Source organism: Bradyrhizobium jicamae (assembly GCF_018130215.1).
GTDB classification, from domain to species: Bacteria; Pseudomonadota; Alphaproteobacteria; order Rhizobiales; family Xanthobacteraceae; genus Bradyrhizobium; species Bradyrhizobium jicamae_A.
Map to the genome: position 1 here is coordinate 162,675 of NZ_JAFCKQ010000008.1, position 22,013 is coordinate 184,687.

General features: G+C 61.6%; 19 protein-coding genes. 11 read left to right on the top strand and 8 right to left on the bottom strand.

The annotated features are described in order from the left end of the window. Positions 1 to 55: 55 nt before the first annotated feature. Genes JQ586_RS41110 through JQ586_RS12930 form a run of 3 tightly spaced genes read left to right on the top strand, consistent with a single transcriptional unit; the run spans position 56 to position 1,138 of the window. Positions 56 to 481, top strand: coding sequence for a sterol desaturase family protein (locus tag JQ586_RS41110; protein ID WP_212394936.1), 426 nt, complete (start codon positions 56 to 58; stop codon positions 479 to 481). Then, the gene (locus tag JQ586_RS41115; RefSeq protein WP_212394937.1) at positions 478 to 894 is read left to right on the top strand and encodes a sterol desaturase family protein; all 417 of its coding nucleotides are present in this window, start codon (positions 478 to 480) and stop codon (positions 892 to 894) included. Before JQ586_RS41110 ends, JQ586_RS41115 begins: the two co-directional genes overlap by 4 nt. 46 nt (positions 895 to 940) lie before the next feature. Continuing rightward, on the top strand, positions 941 to 1,138 hold the full coding sequence (locus JQ586_RS12930; RefSeq protein WP_212394938.1) for a bacterioferritin-associated ferredoxin: 198 nt from the start codon (positions 941 to 943) through the stop codon (positions 1,136 to 1,138). 494 nt (positions 1,139 to 1,632) lie between these two features. On the opposite strand, the gene JQ586_RS12935 is transcribed toward JQ586_RS12930, so the two are convergent. From JQ586_RS12935 to JQ586_RS12950, 4 genes are all read right to left on the bottom strand, one after another. Next, entirely contained in the window at positions 1,633 to 3,960 is a 2,328-nt protein-coding gene (locus JQ586_RS12935; protein WP_212394939.1) for an acyl-CoA dehydrogenase family protein, read from the bottom strand. 54 nt (positions 3,961 to 4,014) lie between these two features. Next, positions 4,015 to 5,448: a 4-hydroxyphenylacetate 3-hydroxylase N-terminal domain-containing protein gene (locus JQ586_RS12940; RefSeq protein ID WP_212394940.1), complete on the bottom strand. Its 1,434-nt coding sequence runs from the start codon at positions 5,446 to 5,448 to the stop codon at positions 4,015 to 4,017. Positions 5,449 to 5,478: 30 nt separating this feature from the next. Further along, a complete protein-coding gene (locus JQ586_RS12945; RefSeq protein WP_249147533.1) occupies positions 5,479 to 7,080 on the bottom strand; it encodes a class I adenylate-forming enzyme family protein in 1,602 nt (533 codons plus the stop codon). Between the two features lie 61 nt (positions 7,081 to 7,141). Next, complete coding sequence (locus tag JQ586_RS12950; RefSeq protein WP_249147513.1) at positions 7,142 to 7,750, bottom strand: NADPH-dependent FMN reductase; 609 nt, start codon at positions 7,748 to 7,750, stop codon at positions 7,142 to 7,144. 292 nt (positions 7,751 to 8,042) lie between these two features. Here JQ586_RS12950 and JQ586_RS12955 point away from each other — a divergent pair, with 292 nt between their 5' ends. The 3 genes from JQ586_RS12955 (at position 8,043) to JQ586_RS12965 (ending at position 11,419) form a co-directional block, all read left to right on the top strand. Further along, complete coding sequence (locus JQ586_RS12955) at positions 8,043 to 9,281, top strand: ABC transporter substrate-binding protein (RefSeq protein WP_212394942.1); 1,239 nt, start codon at positions 8,043 to 8,045, stop codon at positions 9,279 to 9,281. A gap of 206 nt (positions 9,282 to 9,487) precedes the next feature. Beyond that, positions 9,488 to 10,063, top strand: coding sequence for a TetR/AcrR family transcriptional regulator (locus JQ586_RS12960; RefSeq protein WP_212394943.1), 576 nt, complete (start codon positions 9,488 to 9,490; stop codon positions 10,061 to 10,063). A gap of 117 nt (positions 10,064 to 10,180) precedes the next feature. Then, positions 10,181 to 11,419 (top strand): ABC transporter substrate-binding protein, encoded by a 1,239-nt coding sequence (locus JQ586_RS12965; protein WP_212394944.1) that lies wholly within the window; start codon positions 10,181 to 10,183, stop codon positions 11,417 to 11,419. An 11-nt stretch (positions 11,420 to 11,430) separates the two neighbouring features. Here JQ586_RS12965 and JQ586_RS12970 read toward each other — a convergent pair whose 3' ends face one another. The 4 genes from JQ586_RS12970 to JQ586_RS12985 all read right to left on the bottom strand — a co-directional run bounded on the left by JQ586_RS12970 (position 11,431) and on the right by JQ586_RS12985 (position 15,625). Next, a complete protein-coding gene (locus JQ586_RS12970; RefSeq protein WP_212394945.1) occupies positions 11,431 to 11,652 on the bottom strand; it encodes a biotin/lipoyl-binding carrier protein in 222 nt (73 codons plus the stop codon). Between the two features lie 86 nt (positions 11,653 to 11,738). Beyond that, positions 11,739 to 13,256: an acyl-CoA carboxylase subunit beta gene (locus tag JQ586_RS12975; RefSeq protein WP_212394946.1), complete on the bottom strand. Its 1,518-nt coding sequence runs from the start codon at positions 13,254 to 13,256 to the stop codon at positions 11,739 to 11,741. After that, a complete protein-coding gene (locus JQ586_RS12980; RefSeq protein WP_212394947.1) occupies positions 13,253 to 14,884 on the bottom strand; it encodes an AMP-binding protein in 1,632 nt (543 codons plus the stop codon). The genes JQ586_RS12975 and JQ586_RS12980 overlap by 4 nt, the downstream gene beginning before the upstream one ends. Positions 14,885 to 14,941: 57 nt before the next feature. Further along, positions 14,942 to 15,625, bottom strand: a complete 684-nt coding sequence (locus tag JQ586_RS12985) for a TetR/AcrR family transcriptional regulator (protein WP_212394948.1) — start codon at positions 15,623 to 15,625, stop codon at positions 14,942 to 14,944. 98 nt (positions 15,626 to 15,723) lie between these two features. Here JQ586_RS12985 and JQ586_RS12990 point away from each other — a divergent pair, with 98 nt between their 5' ends. Genes JQ586_RS12990 through JQ586_RS13010 form a run of 5 tightly spaced genes read left to right on the top strand, consistent with a single transcriptional unit; the run spans position 15,724 to position 21,991 of the window. Continuing rightward, complete coding sequence (locus tag JQ586_RS12990) at positions 15,724 to 16,965, top strand: ABC transporter substrate-binding protein (protein ID WP_212394949.1); 1,242 nt, start codon at positions 15,724 to 15,726, stop codon at positions 16,963 to 16,965. A gap of 10 nt (positions 16,966 to 16,975) precedes the next feature. Continuing rightward, positions 16,976 to 17,854, top strand: coding sequence for a branched-chain amino acid ABC transporter permease (locus tag JQ586_RS12995; protein WP_212394950.1), 879 nt, complete (start codon positions 16,976 to 16,978; stop codon positions 17,852 to 17,854). A 2-nt stretch (positions 17,855 to 17,856) separates the two neighbouring features. After that, a complete protein-coding gene (locus JQ586_RS13000; protein ID WP_212394951.1) occupies positions 17,857 to 19,644 on the top strand; it encodes an ABC transporter permease subunit in 1,788 nt (595 codons plus the stop codon). Further along, a complete protein-coding gene (locus JQ586_RS13005; RefSeq protein ID WP_212394952.1) occupies positions 19,641 to 20,414 on the top strand; it encodes an ABC transporter ATP-binding protein in 774 nt (257 codons plus the stop codon). Before JQ586_RS13000 ends, JQ586_RS13005 begins: the two co-directional genes overlap by 4 nt. Beyond that, a complete protein-coding gene (locus tag JQ586_RS13010; RefSeq protein ID WP_212394953.1) occupies positions 20,411 to 21,991 on the top strand; it encodes an acyl-CoA carboxylase subunit beta in 1,581 nt (526 codons plus the stop codon). The genes JQ586_RS13005 and JQ586_RS13010 overlap by 4 nt, the downstream gene beginning before the upstream one ends. The last annotated feature ends 22 nt before the right edge of the window (positions 21,992 to 22,013 follow it).

Here is a 22,013-nt window from a genome sequence, read left to right on the forward strand (position 1 = left end):
CAGAATGCAGGCGCCGATCAGGAGGTATTGCAGTTGCGAGCTCATGTGGGGCGTCATGGAGTTCATCACCCGGCGGTACCAGGCAACCGTGCACGGCAGCGCGACAGCCAACGACACCTGGCTGGAGGTGCTGATGTTCGTCAGCCTGATCGCCATCACCCAGCCGATCGCACTGCTGGGCAGCAACGCGCTGTGCAACTGGCTCATGCCCGCACAGCACAACGCCTGGGCGAACCTGCCGTGGTGGGCCATGGCCGGCCTGCTGCTGATCGGCGACGACCTCACGCAGTACCTCTGGCACCGCGCCTCGCACACGCCGCTGCTGTGGCCGCTGCACCGCGCGCACCACAGCGCGGCCTACATGAGCGTGCGCATTACCTACCGCAACAACTTCTTCTACTACCTGATGATGCCGGGCCTGTGGATCGGCGGCGTGGCAGTGTACTTGGTTTCGGCTCGGTCTACGCGGCGTACCTGGTGATCAAGCTGGCGGTCATTTTGGGTGCGCACTGCGCATGGGCGTGGGACGCGCCGCTGTACCGCATCCGCGCGCTGCGTCCCCTGATGTGGGTGCTGGAGCGCACCATCTCCACGCCGGCCACGCACCAGGCGCACCACGCGCTCACCAACGAAGATGGCATCGGCCACTACAAAGGCAACTTCGGCAACCTGCTGTTCTTCTGGGACGTGCTGTTCGGCACCGCCCGTATCACACGCAAATATCCGGCCAAGGTCGGCCTGCAGGACGACATCCTGTTTGGCCCGGAGCGCTGGACGACGCAGATGTTCTACCCGCTGATCCACTCCAAGCGCGAGCATTCGGCGTTGCGCCGGGGCGGCTACGGCTTCACCGAAGCCGACCTGCAGACCGAAGCTAAACAGGAGGCTGCATGAACGACCCCGCCAGGATTCGCTCTATGGTGTTGGTGAGGAGAAGGCGATGATCGTCTGTTCTTGCAATGTGTTCAGCGACCATCAGGTGCGGTCAGTGGTCGTAAAAGAGAAGCGGATGCCCCGCATGAGCGAGGTGTATGCCTGCCTCGGATGCAGCGCCCAATGCGGTCGCTGCGTTCACGCTATCAAGCGGATCATGGACGAAAGGCCCGGCTCCGTTCATCCAACCGCAAGCATGCACTAGCTTACAGTTGAATTTGCTCGAAGTCTTTGATGGCACCCATCTTGTGGCCTATCGGCTCACCATCCACTCGTCGATCGGTGCGAGACTTGATGATTGACGTCCGGTGTCAGTTGGCCTTCGGCTTCCGCTCCGCCTAGATCCGTGCTTCCATGCTTGGCGCGCGCCAATACATCCTTTGTACAGGCCGCTCGGCAGTGCCACCGTGTACGATTTCGACGCTGGCCTAAGGCTCAATGAGATCAACTCTATCGTCGTTGCACATTCGGGTTCTAAGCCATGGGTCGCTCTTGCACGTTAGGGGCCGTCGCTTCGGGCTGCGGAACGGCCGCATGAATGTCATACTTCCCCAATGCTGTCGGAGGCTCCCCAACTCTATTCGCCAACAACCAAACACTGCAACTCGTTGAACGGTGGAGTGCGGTCGGTTATTCAGCCTCCTGAGGACAACGACATACAGCGGGATGATCGCGCTATATGTCGTCCACTGAGAGGTACTAGCCTGTGCAATTCGCCATGACGGCCGAATATTGCGATGTGTGATAGCGCGCATCGCCAAACAACGACTGAAACACCAGTAGTCGCTTGAAATAGTGTCCGACAGCGTACTCCTCCGTCATACCGACGCCGCCATGAAGCTGGATCGCCTGCGAGCCAACAAAAAAGGCTCGTTTGCTAACTGCGGCCTTGGTGGTATGCACGAGCAAGCGTCGCGCCGCAGGTTCGGCGCTGTCCAGCGCGGATAATGCGGACATCGTGATTGCCCGGGCCTGCTCGAGTTGAGCGAACATTTCGGCAAGGCGATGCTGAAGTGCCTGAAAGGAGGCCAGGGTGGCACCGAACTGCTTCCGGATCAGAAGATATTCCCGCGTCAGGCGGAATGCGGATTCCATAGCCCCAAGGGCATCTGCACAGGCGCAAATGGTTAGCTGATCGATAGCCAGATCGATCATGGACTGCAGGTCGCTCGCCATGGGAATGCGCGCATCAGCGGGAAGGGATAGGTTGTCAAATTCGAGATCGACTACAAGCTGGCCGTCGACGAGCCGATAAGACGCGATATTCATCCCGGACGTATCTCGCGGGACAAGGAACAGCGCGACGGCACCGTCCAGATGCGCAGTAAGGACGAAGGCACTGGCGACTTGCCCTCCAAAGACCATCGCCTTTCTGCCGCTGAGCAAATAGCCATCGTCCTGGCGCTGCGCACATGAGACGAGCTCTGTGCGGTCGTCAGTATCTATCGATTCCCAGTGCGCGAGGGCGAATAGCGTATCTCCGGCCAGCACACTCGATATCAGCTGATCTCGCCGCTCCTGCTCGGCGACGTCCGAGAAGAGCAATGAAATGGCAAATGCGCTGAAGAGAAAGGGCTCAAGCGCAAGGGCGCGGCCCAGTTGCTCAGCAACGAGAGCCGCCATCGGGGCACCGCCGCCAAGACCGCCGCAATCCTCCGGTAAGGCTACGCCCAGCCAGCCTAGCTCGGCAAATGCCTTCCAGTTGCGCAGGAGAGCGGCGGCTCCTTCCAACCGCATCGATTTGCGCTGCTCGAAAGAATAGGACTTTTCGACGAAGCGCGCGACGCTTGCCTCGAGCATCGCATGGACTTCGTCGCGAGGAGCGCCATTGGTTGGCGGGGTCTCGCCGAGCAACATTTTGGCAACAATATTCTTCTGGATCTCATTCGAGCCGCCGTAGATCGTCGCCGCGCGACGAAACAGGAAGTCCGCGACGACATCGCGTGCGTGATCTGGCACTGGGGGCTGCTGCGCCCCACCCGGCCCATCATGTCCTTGCGGAAAGTAGACGATCCCGCGAGGACCGAGCGCGTCGATCTGCGCCTTCTGCAGCGCCTGCATCAACTCGCAGCCTTGCACCTTCAGGATGGAAGGTAACAACGGGTGAGCGTTGCCGTCGATAACCCGGGAGACTCCCGCTTCCAGGGACGCCAATTCAATCTCAAGTTCGGCAATCGAGTAGCGAAACACGGGACAATCGATCAACGTCTGTCCATTCCGTTGCTCGGCAGTGGCAATGCGTTTCAGTCGCGCCAACAGACGCTTGTTGCGAGGTACCTCCGCTGTCGTGGTCCGTTCGTTGGCGAGAAGGAACTTGGCATAGTCCCATCCCTTGCCTTCCTCGCCCACGATGCTGTCAGCGGGCACACGAACATTGTCGAAGAATACCTCACACAGGCTTTCGCCCTCATCGATCGATCGGATCGGCCGCACTGTCACGCCGGGGGACCGCAGCGAAACCAGGAAGAAGGAGATCCCGCGTTGCGGTTTGACGGTCGGATCGGTGCGCGCGAGCACGAAACACATGTCCGCATCCATCGACTGCGACGTCCAGATCTTTTGCCCACTGATGACATAGCCATCGTTATCTCGCACCGCGCGTGTGCGCAGGGAGGCAAGATCGGACCCGGAATTCGGTTCTGAGAACCCCTGGCTCCAATATTCCGTGCCGTTGCGGATCGGAGGCAAGTACCGCGCTCTCTGCGCGTCGCTGCCGAAGCTGCAAATGACGGGTCCGACCAGCGATACACCCTGTATATTCGTGCCGGGCGCGCCGGCGAGGTCGAGTTCCTCCTCATAGACCGCGAGCTTCCGCGCCGACCAGCCCGTGCCGCCATGGGCGACCGGCCATTTTGGGACGGACCATCCCTTGCTTGCCAGAACGGCCGTCCAACTCAGGATATCCTGTCGACTCGGGTGTACTTTCGTCAGATTTCGCTGCGCCATCTCCGGTGGCAGATGGTCGCGCAGGAAGGCACGCACCTCCTGCCGAAATGCCGAGAGGCCATCAACAACGACAGTGCTCATGACGCGAAATCCGACCTTCGAGAAACACGTGGCTGACCACCACCGCCCGCGGAACTATTCGGCGGCCATCGCCTTGGCTTTCGGAAGCGCGCCCGCCGCCTTCAGCGCCCGCGCCTTGGCCCGGTTCATGTCGTAGGTCCGATTCATCATCGTGCGCTGAGCGACAAGACCGCCGCCGGCCTGCAGCGCGACCACGAACTGCCAACCGCCATAGGCATCTGCCGTCAGATCCCGGATTAGATTGTAGACGCGCATCCGCTGCTCCACGTCCACGGTCCGCTTCGTATACAGATACTTGCGGATATACTGACCGGACTCTTCATTGCGAAGGTCCGATTCAAGCGGGAGCGTCAACACGAGGCCACCACCAAGATCGTGCAAGTACCGCACGGTCTGATGATAATTGGCGGCGTAATAGTATTTTGCCGCATTGATCGCGAGCGTGTTCGGGAAGATCATTCCCGAAGCCGTCGTCTCGAAATGGCGGCATGCGTAGTCCAGTCCCATCCGGATCATTTCGGCGTAGGTAATGAGCTCCGCGATCGAGGCCTGAGCCATCGGATCGCCTTCCTTGCCTTGCATTTCGGTGACGAGCTGAGCCAGTCCGACGAACAACTCACTGAGGCGTGCAGCCTCCACCACCCCACCCGTTCGCTCCCAGAGACCAAGGGACTGCGCGAGCTTGGAGGCAAGCGGCACTTCACCGGCGAGGAAGACCCGGTCCCATGGCACGAACACGTCGTCAAACACCACAAAGCCTTCCGGCATCGAATGATGGGCGCTTGCCGGATAGTCGAATGGATTGAGCTCAGCCGGCGCGAAGCTGCGGTTGATGATCTTGACGCCCTTCGCATTGACCGGAATCGAGAACGAAACGGCGTAGTCTTTCTCGTCCTGCCGCATGCCCTTGGTGGGCATGACAACGAGTTCATGGATAAGTGACGCCGCGGTGATGTGCAGCTTGGCGCCACGCACGATGATCCCATCCTTGTTGCGATCGACAATTCGGACATAGAGGTCGGGATCGTCCTGCTCATGCGCGCGGCGCTTGCGGTCCCCCTTCGGATCGGTGATGACTTCCGCCGCCCGCAGATCGTTGTCGCGAGCATATTTGTACATGCGCTCGATATTCGCGGCATATTGCGGGTTTACTTCACCCACCTGGTCCTTGACGCTCATCAGCGCCATGAACACGCCGGTCGTCAACGTCGAGATAGCGCTGTTGCCCATCATCTCGACACGGTCGGCGAGGTCCTTCTCGCTGTGAGGGATCTGATAGATGCGATGCGCCGATCCGCCATCCTCGGTCTGGTAACGGCGAATGTTCCGATAGTCCGGATCATCATAGTCGTAATCCTTCGCCGTCATTGCGATCGGTACCTGAAAGCGCGGATGAACCGTGATGTCGTCGATGCGCTCGCCGTCCCAGTAGGTCACACGGCCATCACGAAGGCTCTCGATGTATTGTTGCGGCGTCTTCAACGGCATTGGTAGCTCCTTCGATATTGTCGTGATCCGTCAGACCAGCACATTGTGCCGGTCCTTCCAGTAAGGCGCGCGGAGCGCCGGCTTGTTGATCTTGTTGGCCGCGCTGAGCGGCAGCGACCCTGCCCGTATCTCGATGCTCCGTGGACATTTGTAGCGGGCAATCTTCTCGCGACAGTGCGCGATCAGCGCGGCTTCCGACAGCTCCACGCCGGCGCGGGGCACGACGATCGCGTGCACGGCCTCGCCCCATCGCTCGTCAGGAATTCCAATGACAGCGCACTGGGATACGCCAGGATAGGCGTAGACGACCTCCTCGACCTCGGTCGAGTAGACGTTCTCCCCCCCAGTAATGATCATATCCTTCAAGCGATCGACGATGAACAGAAAGCCGCCCTCGTCGAGATAGCCGAGATCTCCGGTGTGCAACCAGCCTCCGCGAAGTGTCTGAGCGGTAATGTCGGGCTTGTTCCAATAGCCGCGCATGACACAAGGCCCCCGGACCACGATTTCCCCGATTGTCCCGGGTGGGACATCCTTGTCCGCGGGGTCCCTGATCGATACCTCGCTTCCGAGCATGGCTCGCCCGATCGAGTTGAACTTGTTTGCTGCGCGGCGGTCCTCGCGAAGCCAGGCGTCCGGAAGCATCGTGCAACTCGAGACCGTCTCGGTCATACCGAAACTGTGAAGAAAGCGTGCCCGCGGCATGACCGTCAGCAGTTCCTTCAGCAGCGACGGCGGCATCGGCGCGCCGCCAAATGGAACGCGGAGCAGGCTCGAAAGATCGTGGTCGCGACACTCCGGGTGTTCGAGCATCATGCGGAGCATGGTCGGCACGCCGTTGAGTACGGTCACGCGATGTTGCTCGACACGCTGCAGCGCGCGCCGGGCATCGAAGCGCGGCAGAATGGAAAGTGTACCGGCAGCCATCAGCGTCGGGATGGCGAGCCCGGTCGCCCCAACGTGAAACAGCGGACCCGAGATCAGCGATACCGAGTCCTCATCCAGCTGGTAACCGGCCGCAACCGCGAAACCTGCCGCCACGATGTTGGCGTGACTGTGCATCACGCCCTTGGGCTGGCCCGTGCTGCCGCTGGTGTAGACAATGGCAGCTACGTCATCGCCGCTTCTTCCGGTGCAGCGCGCAGGCTGCGCTCCCCTCACGAGATCCTCGTAGGCGACCCACTCGGATCGTGCCGGTGGCTCCGGCGACGCGTAGACAACACACTTGCAATCTGTTCGCGCGGCAAGCTCCACGCCGAGTTCGGCGTGGACGGCATCCACGACGAGAATATCTGCACCGCAATCCTCTATGATTGCAACAAGCTCGCCGGCGGCCAACCGATAGTTCAGCGGCGTTACGATTCCGCCTCCCCACGGCACGGCCAGGTACACTTCAATATATCGCGCGCTGTTCTCGGCGAGGATGGCGACACGATCGCCGGGCTTCATACCCAATGAAGCAATACCACCCGCCAATCGGTCGACCCGGTCGATCAATTCGTTCCAGCTCACTCGACGCTCATCGTCGATGATGGCAATGCCGTCCCCGCGCAGCTGTCGCGCGCGAAGCAGCATATGCTCGAGACTCAGCAGAGAGGCTGCTGGAAAGAGCGGCAAATCTTCCCCGAACATCGCGACCACGCCTCCTCCCGTCGGCCCCTGCAAGGGCTCCGATTTCTTCAGCGTCTCGTTTTCACTCCGCCGCACACAACGGACGGAGCGTTCGGACCGGTTGCATTCTGACAAAGCCGACGATCTGGCGAGCCAAGGCGTCGAGTTGATCATTGACGTCGGGGATCGAACTGGCACCACTTTCGTCAAATGTCACTTGAGATGCATTGATTCCGACCCCGAGCGGAGTTGGCCAGCCGCGCAGGGCATGCACGATCGCGCGCATCGAGGTCAGGGTCGTGCCAATGGCCTGTGGCCCATATGCGCAGGCGATGCAACCCACCGCTCTCCCATCGAGATAGGGGCGCTCGTCATTGCGCAGCTCTTCTGCGTAATCGAGGGCGTTTTTCAGCAGACCGGACAGTGCTCCATGGTAGGCCGGCGAAGACAACACGACCGCGTCGGCCCTTCGTAGAGCCGCGATAAGCTGCTCGGCCTTGGGATTGCTCATGCAATTTGCGCCGCCGTAGTGGGCAAGGTCGAGTGCATCCGCGCCGAACAGGACGGTCTGCACCCCGAGCCGCGCAGCGATGGCGAGGCAACCTCGGAGCGCGCGTTCGCTGCTCGAGCCGGGACGCGTGGTGCCGCCCAGCCCAACAACCAAGGGACGATGATCCATCAGCCGATCCATGTGTGAGCTCTCTTCAGGGTCCAGCTCCGACCATAACTTAAGTTATGGTACAGGCTTTGGCAAGCTCTCACTTGGTTCGCTTTCCGCTGCTGGCAAGATTCTGGATTCTCGCTGCAAGCACTTCGCGCGTGCAGCAAATGCTCGTCATGGCCCCAGAAGAGATCAATCGCGGCCCTTGCGAAAAGCGGGCTGTTCCCGATTGCCACATGACCATAACATAGGTTACCTTATGTCATCAGGCGCTCCAAGCGCCGGCGATTGCGATGCAATCGAGACATCAGGGAGGCTTTCTATGCGCGCTCTGACACGCCGCAGACTTCTGGTCTCTGCAAGCACCGTTCTGGCGGCTCCACTCATCGCCCGCGTCGCGCAGGCCGCCGCCAAACCCATCCGCATAGGCGTGCTGGGCGACATGACGGGGCCCTACTCGGTCTTCTCGGGCATCAACACGATTGCCGCGACAAAGCTAGCGATTGCAGACTTCAACCAGCTGCACCCCGAGATCCAGGTCGATGTCGTTTCGGCGGACTTTCAGCTCAAACCGGACATCGGCATTTCGATCACGCGGCAGTGGTTCGAGGAAGGTGGCGTCGATTGCATCATCGACGTGCCGATGTCGGCGCTCGCCCTGGGCCTCGTCAACCTCTGCACTCAAAAGGACAAGGTTGCCTTGTTCACGGGAACTGCGACCGAAGACCTGACGGGCAAAGCCTGCAGTCCCAATCATGTGCACTGGACTTATGATAGCTATTCCCTCGCCACGACGGTCGCGCGGGCCCTGCTCGCGAAGAAACTCGACCGCTGGTTCTTCATCGCAGCCGATTATGCGATGGGCGCATCCGTGGTGCGCGACGCAAGTGCCGCGATCACGGAGGCCGGCGGGAGCGTCCTTGGCACGGTCAGGCACCCTTTTCCCGGGACCGGAGACTTCTCAAGCTACCTTCTGCAGGCCCAGGCCAGCGGCGCCAATGTCATCTGCTTCGCCAATGCGGGTGAGGATCTCGAGAACTCCGTCAAGCAGGCAAAGGAATTCAATATCGAGAGCAAGGGCGCGGTCCTTACAGCCATGTTGATGGACGTTCCGACTGTACGGGCCATCGGGTTAACTCAGGCTCAGGGCCTCTATTATTCCAACGCGTTCTATTGGGACATGAACGACAACACGCGCGCCTTCACCCGCCGCCTGGTTGCGGTCAACAATGGCACCTATCCCGCCCAGAACGTTGCGGGTGCCTACTCCGCGACCCTGCACTATCTCAAGGCCGTCGCTGCGCTCGGCGTCGGTGCAGCGCAGAGCAGCGGGCGGGCTGTAGTCGCTCAGATGAAGGCCGAACCATTCGACGACCCCGTGTTCGGGCGGGGAACGGTACGGGCTGACGGACGCATGATGAACAACACCTACCTGTTCCAGGTGAAGGCTCCCGGCGAATCGACATCGGATTGGGATTGCTCGAAGCTCGCGGGAACGGTGTCGCCTCAGGACGGGATCCGCTCGATCGCGTCAGGCTCGTGCACGATGGCCAAGGGATAAGGGGTCCGCAGGCATTTCGGCCCGGTAAAGCTTGGGACAGGTCATCGACAGGCTTAGCATTGAATTCATCTTCAGTGCTAAGCTCGAGGCGGGGCCGCTCCTCTGCTCATGACAGGCGTCGGCCAAACCGCAAGGTAGATTTGAGAATGCCCAGGCCGAATTCCCTGAAAAGACCATCAACGCTTCGCCGCGGCGCGAAGACGAAGATGGTTTCATCCCTTCGAGCAAGCGAGGGGCGACTGACCCGAAGAGATTGGATCCTCGCCGGCCAGGACATCCTGCGAGCCGACGGCATCGCCGGGCTCAAGCTCGCCGGGTTGACCAAGAGGCTCGGAGTTTCCACCGGCAGCTTTTATCATCATTTCGCGGATTTCGAGGATTACCTCGGGGCAGTCGCCGAATACTTCAGCGCCGACCGGGTACAGGGACTGATCGACCGAACGCTTGAGAGCAATCCTGATCCAGTGGGCCGCATGCAGGGGCTCGCCAAGCTGAGCCTGGAAGACCACACGTTCGAACTCGACAAGGCCATGCGGATTTGGGCGACGATGGATGAGCGTGCGGCAATCACTGTGGCACGTTCGGAACGGCTCGTGCTCGCATTTCTGTCGAAGGCCTTCGAAGATATCGGCTTCGCGTCCACGGAGGCATCTCTCCGCGCCCGAATTTTGTTGGCGGCCAATATCGCCCCTCTCTTGACATCGGATGGAAAGAGCCGTCGCAGCGTATTCAAGCGGACACTCGAAATCCTGATCGGTTCCGGCAACAACGACACGGAATGAGATGGCCGAACGCTGCGGCAGCGCACAACGCGGGGCCGCTTGCCAAAACCATAACATAAGATACGTTACCCTTGAGAAGCACGCGGAACAAGCGGCAAGCACCCAAGGGAGACGTCCATGAAAAGCAGCTCTGGCCCGGCGTCCAAAGTCTCGATCAACCGGCGTAACTTGATGCGGAGTGCCGCCGCCAGCATCATTTGCGCTCCAGCTATCAGTTTGTTGAACGACGCACGCGCCGACGAAAGCACACTGCGGATTGGCTGGGTCCGACCGACAACCGGTAAGCTCGCAAGCTCATTCGCCCCGCTTTACGCGGGCGGAGACATCGCACTCGCCGAGATCAATGCCGCCGGCGGCATCCTCGGCCGAAAGCTGGTCATTCACGAAGAAGACGATGAGGCCTCGCCTGCAAAGGAGCCGGGCGTCGTCAAGAAGCTGCAGGATTCCGGCATCAACGTTCTGGTCGGACCGACTGGCTCGTCTCAGGTCCTCGCTTCGCTCGCATTCACCACGCCGGCCAGGATCATCCAGTGCGGCGTCGCAAACGGATCCGTGCTCGGGGACGCACAAAAGAACCCCTACCACTACATGTGCGTGTACACGACCGAGCAGGAAGGCATGGTCGCCGCCAAATACATGATCGAGCAGATCAAGCTGAAGAAGATCGGAATTCTCCACGAAAGCACGCCTTTCGGCGAAGATGCTGCCCGAGCCTCGCGTCAGACGCTAAAGGATCTGGCCAATCTGGAGCCGGCCGGCGTGCAGAGTTACCCGATGAGTGCGATCGATCTCTCGGTCTACATCCGGAACCTTCAAGCAGCGGGCTGCGACGGCATCATCGCCTGGATGGCGAGCAATACGCACATTGCGATGGCCTTCAATGCAATGGCCCAACTCAAGTGGTTTCCCCACGTCGTCGGCCACGTTAATCTTTTCAACGACGGGCTATTCGATCTCGTCCCGCCTGAAACGCTCAGGAACGTTTATGGTGTCTACTATCGCGGCTGGACCTACACAGATCAGCAGCCGGTCAGCGATCGCCATCTGGCGCTGGCTAACCACTTTCTGAAAATTCCAGCCGCCAAAGGCATCGAAGCCTATATCGCGGGCTGTCCGCAGTACGACTTCCTTTATCTCCTCAAAGCAGTCATAGAACAGGAGAAGAGCTTTGACAGCGACACCATCAAGCGTGCGCTCGACAATGTGAAGGGATTCAAGGGCCTCCTCGGCACATTCAACTTCTCACCGACAAATCACGCCGGCGTATCGCTAGAAGATATTACGCTCGCGAGCGTCGCTTCCGGCCGCGATCCCAGGTCGATCAGTGCGTTGCGCGAACGAGCACCAGGGGCATGAGCGGAAGCGGCTCACACCTCCAGGACGGCAACCGTATTGCCCTCGTCGACGGCGCCACCTTCTTCGACGGCAATCGCAACGACAACACCGTCGGCTTCCGCAACAACCGGAATTTCCATCTTCATGGATTCGATGAGGAGGAGCGTGTCTCCCTTTGCGACCCGCTGTCCGGGCGCGGTCTCGATCTTCCAGATGAAGCCGCTCACCTCGGATTTCGCTTCCAGCTTTGCCATTCGAGATTGCCTTTCAGTTTTCTTGACTCGTCATGCTGAGCAACGCCATGGCATCCCGCCCCAGCGTTGACTCGGTTTGTGGTCCCTCAAAACGGTTCGATGACCCGCTTGCGCGTCGTGCGCGGCGCGGGCTGCGGCAGCGTTTCAAGTGTCTTGATCAGAATGTCGCGAGTATCGGCGGGATCGATCACGTCATCGTAAAGGAACTTGGCTCCGCTTTCGACCGCCGTATTCGCGCGTTTGAGTTCCGCCGTCAGGCTCGCATGCAATTCTGCTCGCTCTTCCGGCGTTGCCGCAGCCTCGAGCTCCTTTGCGTAGATGATATTGACCGCGCCCTCGAGCCCCATGCCGCCAAACTCGGCGGTCGGCCAGGCGAGAAGGATCGCCGGCTCAAGCGGGCGCGAGCCCATGATGTAGTAGCCAAGCCCATAGGCCTTGCGCAGCACCACGGTCAGGACCGGAATGGTGGCGTTGGCGAGCGCCGACAGCACACGCGCGCTGTGCCGCATCAAGCCGGTCTTTTCCACCTCCGGCCCGACCATCAGGCCAGGCGTATCGCAGAGGACGACCAAGGGAATGTCGAAGGCGTCGCAGATCTGAATGAAGCGAGCCATTTTCAAACAGGCCGGCGTATCCATGGCGCCGGCAAGGTACATCGGTTGATTTGCTATGATTCCAACCGTGCGCCCTGCTATACGGCCAAAAGCCGTACTCGCGGCCTTGCCGTAACCGGCCTTGACTTCCATGACGCTATCGCGGTCGCAGATTGTCTGGATCACCGTGCGGACGTTATAAGCCCGACGAGGATTCTCGGGCACGATGTCGCGCAACAATGCTTGATCCGGGGCTTCGCCGGCCGGCCTTTCCATGTCGAAATAGCTGAGATACCTCTTCGCTGCTGCGATCGCCTCGGCCTCGTCTTCGACGAGGATGTCGATCACGCCGGACGCCCAATGCACCGACGCAGGCCCGATCTCCTCCGGTGTGTATTTCTTGCCGAGCGCAGCCTCGACCAGCGGCGGCCCGGCCATGCCCATGGCAGAGTCCTTCGTTGCGATCAGGACGTCGCACAGGCCTGCCAGGTTCGCATGGCCCGCGAACGCACGGCCCGGCGAGATGCCGACGGTCGGTACCAGACCAGACAGGCGGGCGAACACCACGAATGTCGGCGTGGATGGTCTCGCCGTGACATGCATGTCGTGCGGCCTCGCCCCGCCGCCGTCCAGCCAGCAGATCACGGGCAGCCGATGCTTCTCGGCATGCGAAAACATGCGCGAGATCTTCGCGTGGTTCATCGCGCTTTGCGTGCCGGCATAGACCGTATAATCATAGAGAACCATATCGACCGCCCGCCCGCCGACCTTGGCCGTTCCCATCACAAGACCATCGGCCGCACCCGCCATGCCCTCCGTCGCCGGACGTACCAGGCCGCCATATTCGACGAAGCTGTGTTCATCCGCGATAGCCTCAGCGGCGCGCCGTGCCGTCCACCGCCCCCGTTTTTCCTGACGTGCGACAGCGTTTGGACGCGCGGCGTCGAGACGCTCGGCCCGGGCATCCAGAACGAGCCTGAGATCGGGACGGAGCTTGGCATCGTCTTTCATTGTGTGACCTTCAAATCGCCGGCGGACAGTTTCTCTCGCTTAAGACGGATGCCCGCCTGTTCGCGATCCCACGTATCGCCGGTCACGCCCTCTGACCGCAGCACATGCTTTTCGATTTTCTGCGTCGGCGTCTTCGGCAGCTCTGCGAGAAAGCGGATATAGCGAGGCACCATGAAATGCGGCAGGCGCGGCGTCAGGAACGAAATGATTTCAATCGGGTCGATATCGGCGCCCGGCACGGGCGAGACGACTGCCATGACCTCATCCTCACCGAACTCGCTGGGGACGCCGACGACGGCGCTTTCGCGCACCTTCGGATGCGCGCCGATTTCCGCCTCGACTTCGAAAGACGAGATGTTCTCGCCGCGGCGCCGAATGGCGTCCTTCATGCGGTCGACGAAGAAGAAGTTGCCGGCATCATCCCGACGAAACGCGTCGCCGGTGTGGAACCAGCCATTGCGCCACGCGCGCGAGGTCGCTTCTGGATTGGCATTGTAGCCGTGGTTCATCGTCCAGGGCTCGTCAGCCCTGACCATCAATTCCCCGACGGTGCCATTCGGCACTTCGACATCGTTCCCGTCGACGACCCTCGCCTCGAAACCGGCGCGTACCCGTCCGCAGGTCTTGAGCACATCGGGATTCCGATCCGACACGATCGGACACGAAATCTCCGTCATGTTGAAGACGGTATAGATGTCGACACCGAAACGCGCGGTGAACTCTGCCGCGTCATCGGCAAGCGGTACCATGATCGCCTGCCGAAACGGATGGTCGCGATCGCGGGAGGTCGGTGGCGCCTTCATCAGGAACGGGATCATCGCACCAAGCAATGTCATGGTTGTGGCACCGGTTTTGCGGACCGTATCCCAGAATGTCTGCGTGTCGAACGCTTCGACCAGCGCGACGGAGCCGCCGCGCACCAGCATGCGGTACACACCGCTCGTGCCGCCAACGTGGAACAGCGGCAGGTTGACCAGCGCACGGTCCTCCGAAGTCACGGTATCGATCGCCTCCGTCGTCGCGGCGAGATGGCGGTAGGACGACAACACGCCTTTCGACGGGCCCGTGGTCCCGGACGTGTATATGACCGCATGCGTATCCCAGGGCATGATCGCGCGCGGCGGATCAGTTGGCTCGTTCGTCGCAGATGCAAGCGCGTCTTCGGTCAGGCCACGAATGCCGGCCAGACCTCGCGGGGGGCTGCCCGATACGGCGACCAGGGTATCGAGCGCGGCTGTCTCCACTTCATCCAGCCGCTCGGCAAGCCTTGCATCGGCAATCATCAGTCGTGCGCCAGAATTCTGGATCACATGGGCGAGCAGGCGTCCGCGATAGGAAATATTCACAGGCACGTAGACCGCGCCGATGTAGTTCAGCGCGAACCAGATGGCGATCGCGTGCGGGCCATTCGGAAGCCAGGACAGTACGAAATCGTCCTGCTTGACGCCGAGCGCCTGGAGACTGGCCGCGACCCTGCGCACGTTGGCCCGCAACCGCGCGTACGTCCACTCCTCTCCCGTCGAGAGCACGATGAATGTCTTGTCGCCGCGCTCGCTCGCATGGCGATCAATGAGATTGCGCAGCACGTATCTGTCCGCGGGGGACAGCCGATCGTCCTCGCCACTCATGGGCGCCTCCCATTGCGCCGCCTTCAGGCGGTCGTTCCTTCTTCGGCGCACGCGCCGTCAGCCGTTCCTTCGTTTCGGACCGGGAGCACGTCTCGTCCCGTTGCCGTGCCTTCGCAAGCCTGCATCGATAAATGCATGAATTTGCGCCCGATTGGTTGCCAGGGCCGCGGTATCGCCTTCGAGCAGCGACTGGATGATCAGGCCTCGCAACATGCCAACCAGAATATTGGCCATTTTTGCACAGTCGACCCCCTCGCGGAGCTCACCGCCGCGGCGCGCCTGCTCGAGATGCTTGCGAAAGCCGTCATGAAAACTGGCGCTGATAGCACGCGTGCGTGGCTGCAACTCCGGAATCGCGCAGAGCGATTCGACGAACAGCGAATAGAGCGCCGCAGTCGCCACCGGGCTCGCGCAGGCACCGTCCACATGCGCATCGAGCCGCGCCCGCAGGGCGTCAAGTCCCGCTTTGTCGCCGAGCGCCTTGTTCAAGCGCTCCGCAAACCAGCCTTCCATAAAATCCATCAGCGCATTCAGCAGGGCGAACTTGGTGCCGAACCGCTCTGCCGGAAGCCCACGGCTGAAACCCGCGGCGAGACCGATTTCGGCCAGCGTCGCGCCCGCCGCGCCCTTCTGCGCAATGATCGACATCGCCGCGCGCAACATGCGCGCATCGGACGCACGTCGCCGCTCGTCCTGCCGCGATGCAGGCTTCGTCTTGAGCTGAGGCGCCAGAGAAATCATGGCCGAACTTAATAATGTTCTTGCTGGTCGGTCAACAAGTATTATGATCGCTTCAAATCGCGGCCGACAAACGAGCCGCTCGTCCGGGAGAGACACGCATGCGCTCGACGTCCGCAATTCCTTTGCTTGCCCGAAACGTCATTGATCGACGCGCGCTGCTGCGGTTGGCCGCGCAGATCGGTGTCGCCTCGTTCGGCGCCGCAGGTCCCGGATTTGCGCAGCAGCAGCAAGCCTTCAAGGTCGGATGGATCAGGCCGACGACCGGCCGCCTCGCCTCGTCGTTTGCCCCACTCTATTTCGGGGGGCTCATCGCCGTGGACGAAATCAACGCCGCTGGCGGCATTCTGGGTCGCCAGATCGCACGGGTCGAAGAGGATGACGAAGCGTCCCCTGCGAAGGAACCCGGCATCGTGCGCAAACTGCGGGGGCAGGATATTGGCTGCTTTGTGGGGCCGACGGGCAGTTCGCAGTCACTGGCGTCAATCGCGGCCACGACCTCGGCCAAGACTATTCAGTCGACATATGCGGCAGCCGCTGAAGCAGGCGATGGCCGCAAGTATCCCTATCACTATCAGATCATGTTCAACACTGATCAGCAGGCTGCCGTCTGCGTCGAGTACATGGTCCGGACGCTGGGTCTGAAGAAGATCGGTATCCTCCAGGAGAACACGGCATTTGGCGAGCAGGGAACGGGCGCTACCAAAGCCCTTCTGCAGAACAAGTTCGGCCTCTCGCCGGTCAGCGAGCAGGTTTATCCGATTGCGGCTCCCGATCTCTCGACCTATGTGGCCAATCTGCAGAAGGCCGGCGCGGATGGCGTGATTGGCTGGATCGCCAACGTCCCCAACGCCGCGATGATCTTCAACGCTATGAAGACACTGAAATGGTTTCCTCCGGTCACCGGTCACAGCGGCCTGATGCTGCCGGCTCTGTTCGATCTCGTGCCTGGCGAAGCGGTGAAGAACGTGTTCGCGACGTACTATCGCAACTTCACCTGGACGGACACCGAACAACCCGGCGCCCGGCAGATCGAATTCGCCAAGAAGCTTGCCCAGTATCCGGAAGCGAAGGGCTATGAGGTGAACGTTGCGGCGGCGCCGTATTATGATTTTCTCTACTGCCTCAAGGCTGCGATCGAAGCCGAAAAGAGCTTCGAGCCCGAAGCCATCAAGCGTGGACTCGACGGGCTCAAGAACCACAAGGGCCTGTTGGGGGATATTTCCTTCACGCCCGAAAATCACTCAGGCATCGGGGCAAAGGACGTCGTGCTGGTATCGGTTGCGTCCGGACAGGATGAGCGCGCGATGGGTTGTCTGCGCGCCCGCGCACCCGGTCAGTGAAGGTCGGCCGATGGATTTTGACGTTATCACACATGGAATAGTCGCCGGCAGCCTGTACGCACTCGTGGCTGTGAGCTTCAACATTCTCTTCAGGCCGACCAATGTGTTCAACTTCGCACAAGGCGAGTTGGTCATGTTGGGCGCGATGATCTTTGCGAGCCTCACCTCGCTCGCGGGACTGCCCTGGCTGGTCGCATTCGCAGCAACGCTCGTCGCAGTCGGCATCATCGGGTTAATCGAGGAGCGTATCGCGGTCGCCCCGATCCTCGCTCGCTCACAGACGGGAACGGGCTGGGTCATCACGACGCTTGCGACGTCGCTGATCATATCCAATCTCGTCGGTCGCTTCTGGGGCCCTGATCCGATTCTGGTCAAGCCGCCGGCGCCGCTCAGCATGGATGCGCTCGAAATCGGATCGGCGCGAATCTCGTCCTACGAGATCGCGCTCGTTCTGATCACGTTGATCCTCGTTGCGGTCGTCGAGAGGGCGTATCGTACCCTCAGGGGAAAGGCGGTCATGGCCGTCGCCGAGGATCGCGAGGCAGCACTGTTGCGCGGAATCGACCCCGGCAGTCTCGGCCGCTGGTCCTTCTTTCTCGGTGCTGCCTTTGCAGCCATGACAGGGGTTCTCGCGGCGCCAATCCTTTACGCGTCGACCTCCCTCGGGCCGGACCTGCTGCTCAAGGGCTTTGCGGCGGCCGCCGTCGGATCGATCGGCAACAATCGCGGAGCGCTCGTTGCGGGTTACGTGATCGGGGTGACCGAAGCGATCGGCGCCTCGCTGTTGTCGCCAGGCTATCAGGAAGCGGTGATCTTCGTCGTCGTCCTGGCCATTCTTCTGTTGAAGCCGGAAGGTCTGTTCGGCAGCCCGAACGCGCGGACGGTGTAATCATGTCGCGCGCTGCCATTCCTTTTGCCGTACAGGCTGCAGCACTCGGTGCAGCGCTGGCGTTACCCGCCTTCGTCGGCGTCAACTCCTACGCGTTGTTCGTCGCAACCCAGCTCGGCATTTACGTCATCGCAGCAATCGGCCTCAATCTGCTGGCCGGTTACGCCGGACAGGTTTCGCTGGGTCACGCCGCGTTCGTCGCCATCGGCGCGTATTCGGTTGCACTCCTGACCGTCGATCATCATTGGTCGTTCTGGGCCGCAGCTTTGGTCGCGATGGTGTTGGCCGCCGGGCTGGGCGTGCTGGCGGCCCTCCCCGCCTTCCGGCTCAATACCTGGTACTTCGCTTTTATCACGCTAGCCTTCGCGCTCGTCTTCGAGAAGATGATCGTCGAATGGCGCTGGCTGACAAAGGGATTTGCCGGCGTGGTCGGCGTGCCGCCGCCCTCGGCATTCGGCTTCGAGTTCGGGCCCCGGCCACTCTACTACACGGTCGTCATCGTCACCGTGATCGCTTTCGTCCTCGTCCGCAATGTCGTTCATTCGCGTTTCGGGCGCGCTTTCGTCGCCGTGCGCGATGTCGAGCCGGCGGCGTTGGCGGTCGGCGCCTCTCCGCAACGTACCAAGCTCGTCGCATTCGTGATCTCGGCCGCACTCGCGGGCCTCGCCGGCGCATTCTTTGCCGTACAAAAGACCGTCGTGACACCCGATGATTTCACGGCGGATTTCTCGATCTTCTTCCTGTTGACCGTCGTGCTGGGTGGTCTCGGCACGTTGTGGGGGCCCGTCATCGGCGCCCTGGTCTTCTTCCTCATCCCCGAACTGTTGGCCGACCTGCAGAGCTGGCGCATGCTGATCTATGGCTGCCTGCTGCTGGGGCTCATGCTGTATGCTCCCCACGGGCTTTACGGCGCGCTTCGGCAGGCATGGCGGCGTTTTACACCCTCCGCCCCGAGGACAATTGATCCCGCAGCGTCATCCGAGGCCCGAGAACATCCCCCGATCGCGGGATTGGCGCTCGAAATCTCCGGACTACGCAAACAGTTCGGCGGTGTTCAGGCGCTTGATGGTGTGGACCTCGCAGTCCCCGCCGGAAGCTGTTGCGCGATCGTCGGTCCGAATGGATCCGGCAAGACGACGCTGCTCAATCTTGCCAGCGGCTACTACGTTCCCGATGCCGGCAGCGTGAAGATCGGCAACGTCGAAGCGCTTGGTTCCGCGGCGCAAAGAATTGCCGCCCGCGGCGTTGGGCGTACCTTTCAGACCCCCCGCCTGATCGCCGACCTCACAGCGCTCGATAACGTCATGCTCGGCGCGTATATACGCGAACGCTCTGGACTGCTCTCGACTGCGCTGCGGCTGCCTTCTGCACGCGCCGAAGCACGCAGGCTGCGTCAGGAAGCACTCGGCTTTCTGCAATTCGTCGGCGTCGCGGAGCGTGCCCATGTCGAAGCCGGCGAGACGCCGCACGGCCAGCAGCGCCTGATAGAAATCGCACGCGCCATGATGGGCGGCGCCCGATTGATCCTGCTCGACGAGCCCGCAGCGGGGCTTTCGATGTCGGAATTGGAGAGGCTCGAGCAGCTGATCATCCGCATCTGTGGACTCGGTGCGACGATCGTCATCGTTGAACACCATCTCGACCTCGTCGCCAAAGTCGCCGGCCACGTGACGGTGCTTGATCGCGGAAAAGTGCTCGCCGCAGGTGATCCGGCTGCAGTCTTCAACGATGAGCGGGTCATGCGGGCATATATGGGCGAACGGGCTCTCAAGTCAGGAGTTCCCGCATGAAGGTTCCCCCCTCCTTGCCTCTGTTGTCGGCCAATAAGGTCGATGCAGGCTATGGCCACGTCCGCGTCCTGGAAAAGGTCTCTATCGACGTTCGCCAGGGCCGCATCGTCGTGCTGGTCGGCCGCAACGGTGCCGGCAAGTCGACGCTGCTGCGCGCATTGTCGGGCCTCAATCGTCCGACCTCCGGAACGATCACGTTCGATCGCCGCGACATCACGGGTGCAAGACCAAACGCCATCGTTGGCGCCGGGCTCCTGCACGTCGCCGAAGGCCGGCGGCTGTTTCGGCGCCAAAGCGTCACCGACAATATCGAGCTCGGCCGCTACGGCCTGCGCCTGACCGAGCAGGAGCATGATCGGCGCGTCAACCGCATCCATGAGCTCTTTCCGATCCTGCAGGAGAAGAGGGACCTGCCGGCTGGGAGCCTGTCTGGCGGTCAGCAACAGATGCTCGCCATCGCCCAGGCGATGATGCGTGAGCCGAAGCTCTTGATGCTGGACGAACCTTCGCTGGGACTTGCCCCGGTCCTGGTCGACCAGGTGCTCGCTGCTATCCTCTCCCTGCGCGCGCAGGGCGTCGCCATCCTTCTTGTCGAGCAGATGGTCGAACGCGCGCTTGAAATCGCCGACGACGCCTATGTCATGCAGAACGGCCGCGTAATCGCAGGCGGACTTGCTGCGGATATCGCAGCCGGTGACGCGTTGCAGGCCGCCTTCATGGGCGAGCACGGCACGCCCGACCATTCCGGACCACGATGGAGCGTATCATGAACCACCATCCAGACGCGGGCCAGAGGCAACTCCTTGAAGCGATCGAGAGCGAACGCGCTCAACTGTTGGATGACGCGCGCCCCGAAGCGATGAAGCGACTTGCCGGACGCGGCCGCCTGTCGCCCCGCGCCCGGATCGCGCGGCTCGTCGACGCCGGCACATTCGAAGAAATCGGAGCGCTCGCGTCGGAGGAACCGGAAGCGGGCCAGCCGCACCCGCGGGAGAAGTCGCCGGCTGACGGCGTCGTCACGGGCACGGCGCGGATCGAGGGACGACCCGTTGTCGTCTTCGCGCAGGATTTCAGCGTCTTCGGCGGCAGCATCGGCAAGCTCGGAAGCGCCAAGACCCAGCGCATGGTGAAGATCGCCATTCGCCGGGGTATCCCCATGGTCATGCTGCTGGACGGCGGCGGCCATCGAATCCAAGGTGGGCAGAACTCGCGACACTTCGCCCATGCGAATGGCATGTTCCACGACCTTGCGCGGGCATCGGGCTGGATACCGATGGTCGCGCTGATGCTTGGCGCAGGCTTTGCAGGGCCGACCAACTACGCCGGCCTCGCCGACTTCGTCGTCATGGTGCGCGGCCAGTCCGTGATGGGTCTCGCGGGACCGGCCCTGGTGAAGGCCGGCACCGGCGAAGAGACCGACCAGGATGCGCTCGGGGGCGCGGCGGTCCAGGTGGACAAGCAAGGGCTCGCCGATCTCGGCGTCAGCAACGAGGACGACGCCTTTGCCGCCGCACGGCGCTTTCTGTCCTATTTGCCTGGAAACGCGCGAAAGCCTCTTCCCTTGATCGAAACCGACGATCCTGCGAACCGGGGTGACGAAGCACTGCTCGATGTCGTGCCCGCATCGACGCGCCGGGCCTACGACATGCGCCCGGTGATTGCCGGCATCGCCGACGTCGGGAGCGTGTTCGAGATCAAACCGACCTTTGCAGGCAACATCATCACGGCGTTTGCACGGCTTGGCGGACGGCCCGTGGGCTTCATCGCGAACCAGCCATTGCGTACCGGCGGAATTCTCGACGCCAATGCCTGCGAGAAGGGTGCTCATTTCATCGCCATGTGTGATGCCTTCGGCCTGCCACTGGTCTCGTTGATCGACGTTCCGGGCTTCTACATTGGCTCGTCGGCAGAACGCACGACGCTCGGACGACGAAGCGCCAAGCTCATCTTTGAATGGGGCCATGCCAGTGTGCCACGGGTCTCAGTGGTGGTGCGCAAGGGCTTCGGCCTCGGCTATTTCGCGATGAACGGCGGCCGCGCTTTCGATTCCGACGCTTCGTTTGCCTGGCCGTCGGCGCAGATCTGCGCGATGTCGATCGAAGGGGCGATCGATGTGGCGTTCCGCAAGGACTATATGTCGGCCCCCGATCCGCAGGCCCGCCGCCAACAGATGATCGAGGAGACGCGGGCGCAGACCGCCTCGATCCATGCGGCCGAAGGCTTCGGCGTGGACGACGTGATCGATCCGCGGACCACGCGTCGCCGCATCATCGAGATATTCGAGCAGGCACCGCCACGGCGCGAGCCGGATCACCCGCCGAAGTTTCGATCGATCCCGCCGATCTGATGCCGGTTCGGTTCGCAACCCG

Excerpts from the sequence above, each read along its gene's own strand:
- JQ586_RS12985 (WP_212394948.1), bottom strand. The coding sequence starts at position 15,625 with ATGATTTCTCTGGCGCCTCAGCTCAAGACGAAGCCTGCATCGCGGCAG.
- JQ586_RS12935 (WP_212394939.1), bottom strand. The coding sequence starts at position 3,960 with ATGAGCACTGTCGTTGTTGATGGCCTCTCGGCATTTCGGCAGGAGGTG.
- JQ586_RS13005 (WP_212394952.1), top strand. The coding sequence starts at position 19,641 with ATGAAGGTTCCCCCCTCCTTGCCTCTGTTGTCGGCCAATAAGGTCGAT.
- JQ586_RS12970 (WP_212394945.1), bottom strand. The coding sequence starts at position 11,652 with ATGGCAAAGCTGGAAGCGAAATCCGAGGTGAGCGGCTTCATCTGGAAG.
- JQ586_RS12980 (WP_212394947.1), bottom strand. The coding sequence starts at position 14,884 with ATGAGTGGCGAGGACGATCGGCTGTCCCCCGCGGACAGATACGTGCTG.
- JQ586_RS12965 (WP_212394944.1), top strand. The coding sequence starts at position 10,181 with ATGAAAAGCAGCTCTGGCCCGGCGTCCAAAGTCTCGATCAACCGGCGT.
- JQ586_RS13000 (WP_212394951.1), top strand. The coding sequence starts at position 17,857 with ATGTCGCGCGCTGCCATTCCTTTTGCCGTACAGGCTGCAGCACTCGGT.
- JQ586_RS12995 (WP_212394950.1), top strand. The coding sequence starts at position 16,976 with ATGGATTTTGACGTTATCACACATGGAATAGTCGCCGGCAGCCTGTAC.
- JQ586_RS12975 (WP_212394946.1), bottom strand. The coding sequence starts at position 13,256 with ATGAAAGACGATGCCAAGCTCCGTCCCGATCTCAGGCTCGTTCTGGAT.
- JQ586_RS12940 (WP_212394940.1), bottom strand. The coding sequence starts at position 5,448 with ATGCCGTTGAAGACGCCGCAACAATACATCGAGAGCCTTCGTGATGGC.
- JQ586_RS41110 (WP_212394936.1), top strand. The coding sequence starts at position 56 with ATGGAGTTCATCACCCGGCGGTACCAGGCAACCGTGCACGGCAGCGCG.
- JQ586_RS12955 (WP_212394942.1), top strand. The coding sequence starts at position 8,043 with ATGCGCGCTCTGACACGCCGCAGACTTCTGGTCTCTGCAAGCACCGTT.
- JQ586_RS12990 (WP_212394949.1), top strand. The coding sequence starts at position 15,724 with ATGCGCTCGACGTCCGCAATTCCTTTGCTTGCCCGAAACGTCATTGAT.
- JQ586_RS12950 (WP_249147513.1), bottom strand. The coding sequence starts at position 7,750 with ATGGATCGGCTGATGGATCATCGTCCCTTGGTTGTTGGGCTGGGCGGC.
- JQ586_RS12945 (WP_249147533.1), bottom strand. The coding sequence starts at position 7,080 with ATGTTCGGGGAAGATTTGCCGCTCTTTCCAGCAGCCTCTCTGCTGAGT.
- JQ586_RS12930 (WP_212394938.1), top strand. The coding sequence starts at position 941 with ATGATCGTCTGTTCTTGCAATGTGTTCAGCGACCATCAGGTGCGGTCA.
- JQ586_RS13010 (WP_212394953.1), top strand. The coding sequence starts at position 20,411 with ATGAACCACCATCCAGACGCGGGCCAGAGGCAACTCCTTGAAGCGATC.
- JQ586_RS12960 (WP_212394943.1), top strand. The coding sequence starts at position 9,488 with ATGGTTTCATCCCTTCGAGCAAGCGAGGGGCGACTGACCCGAAGAGAT.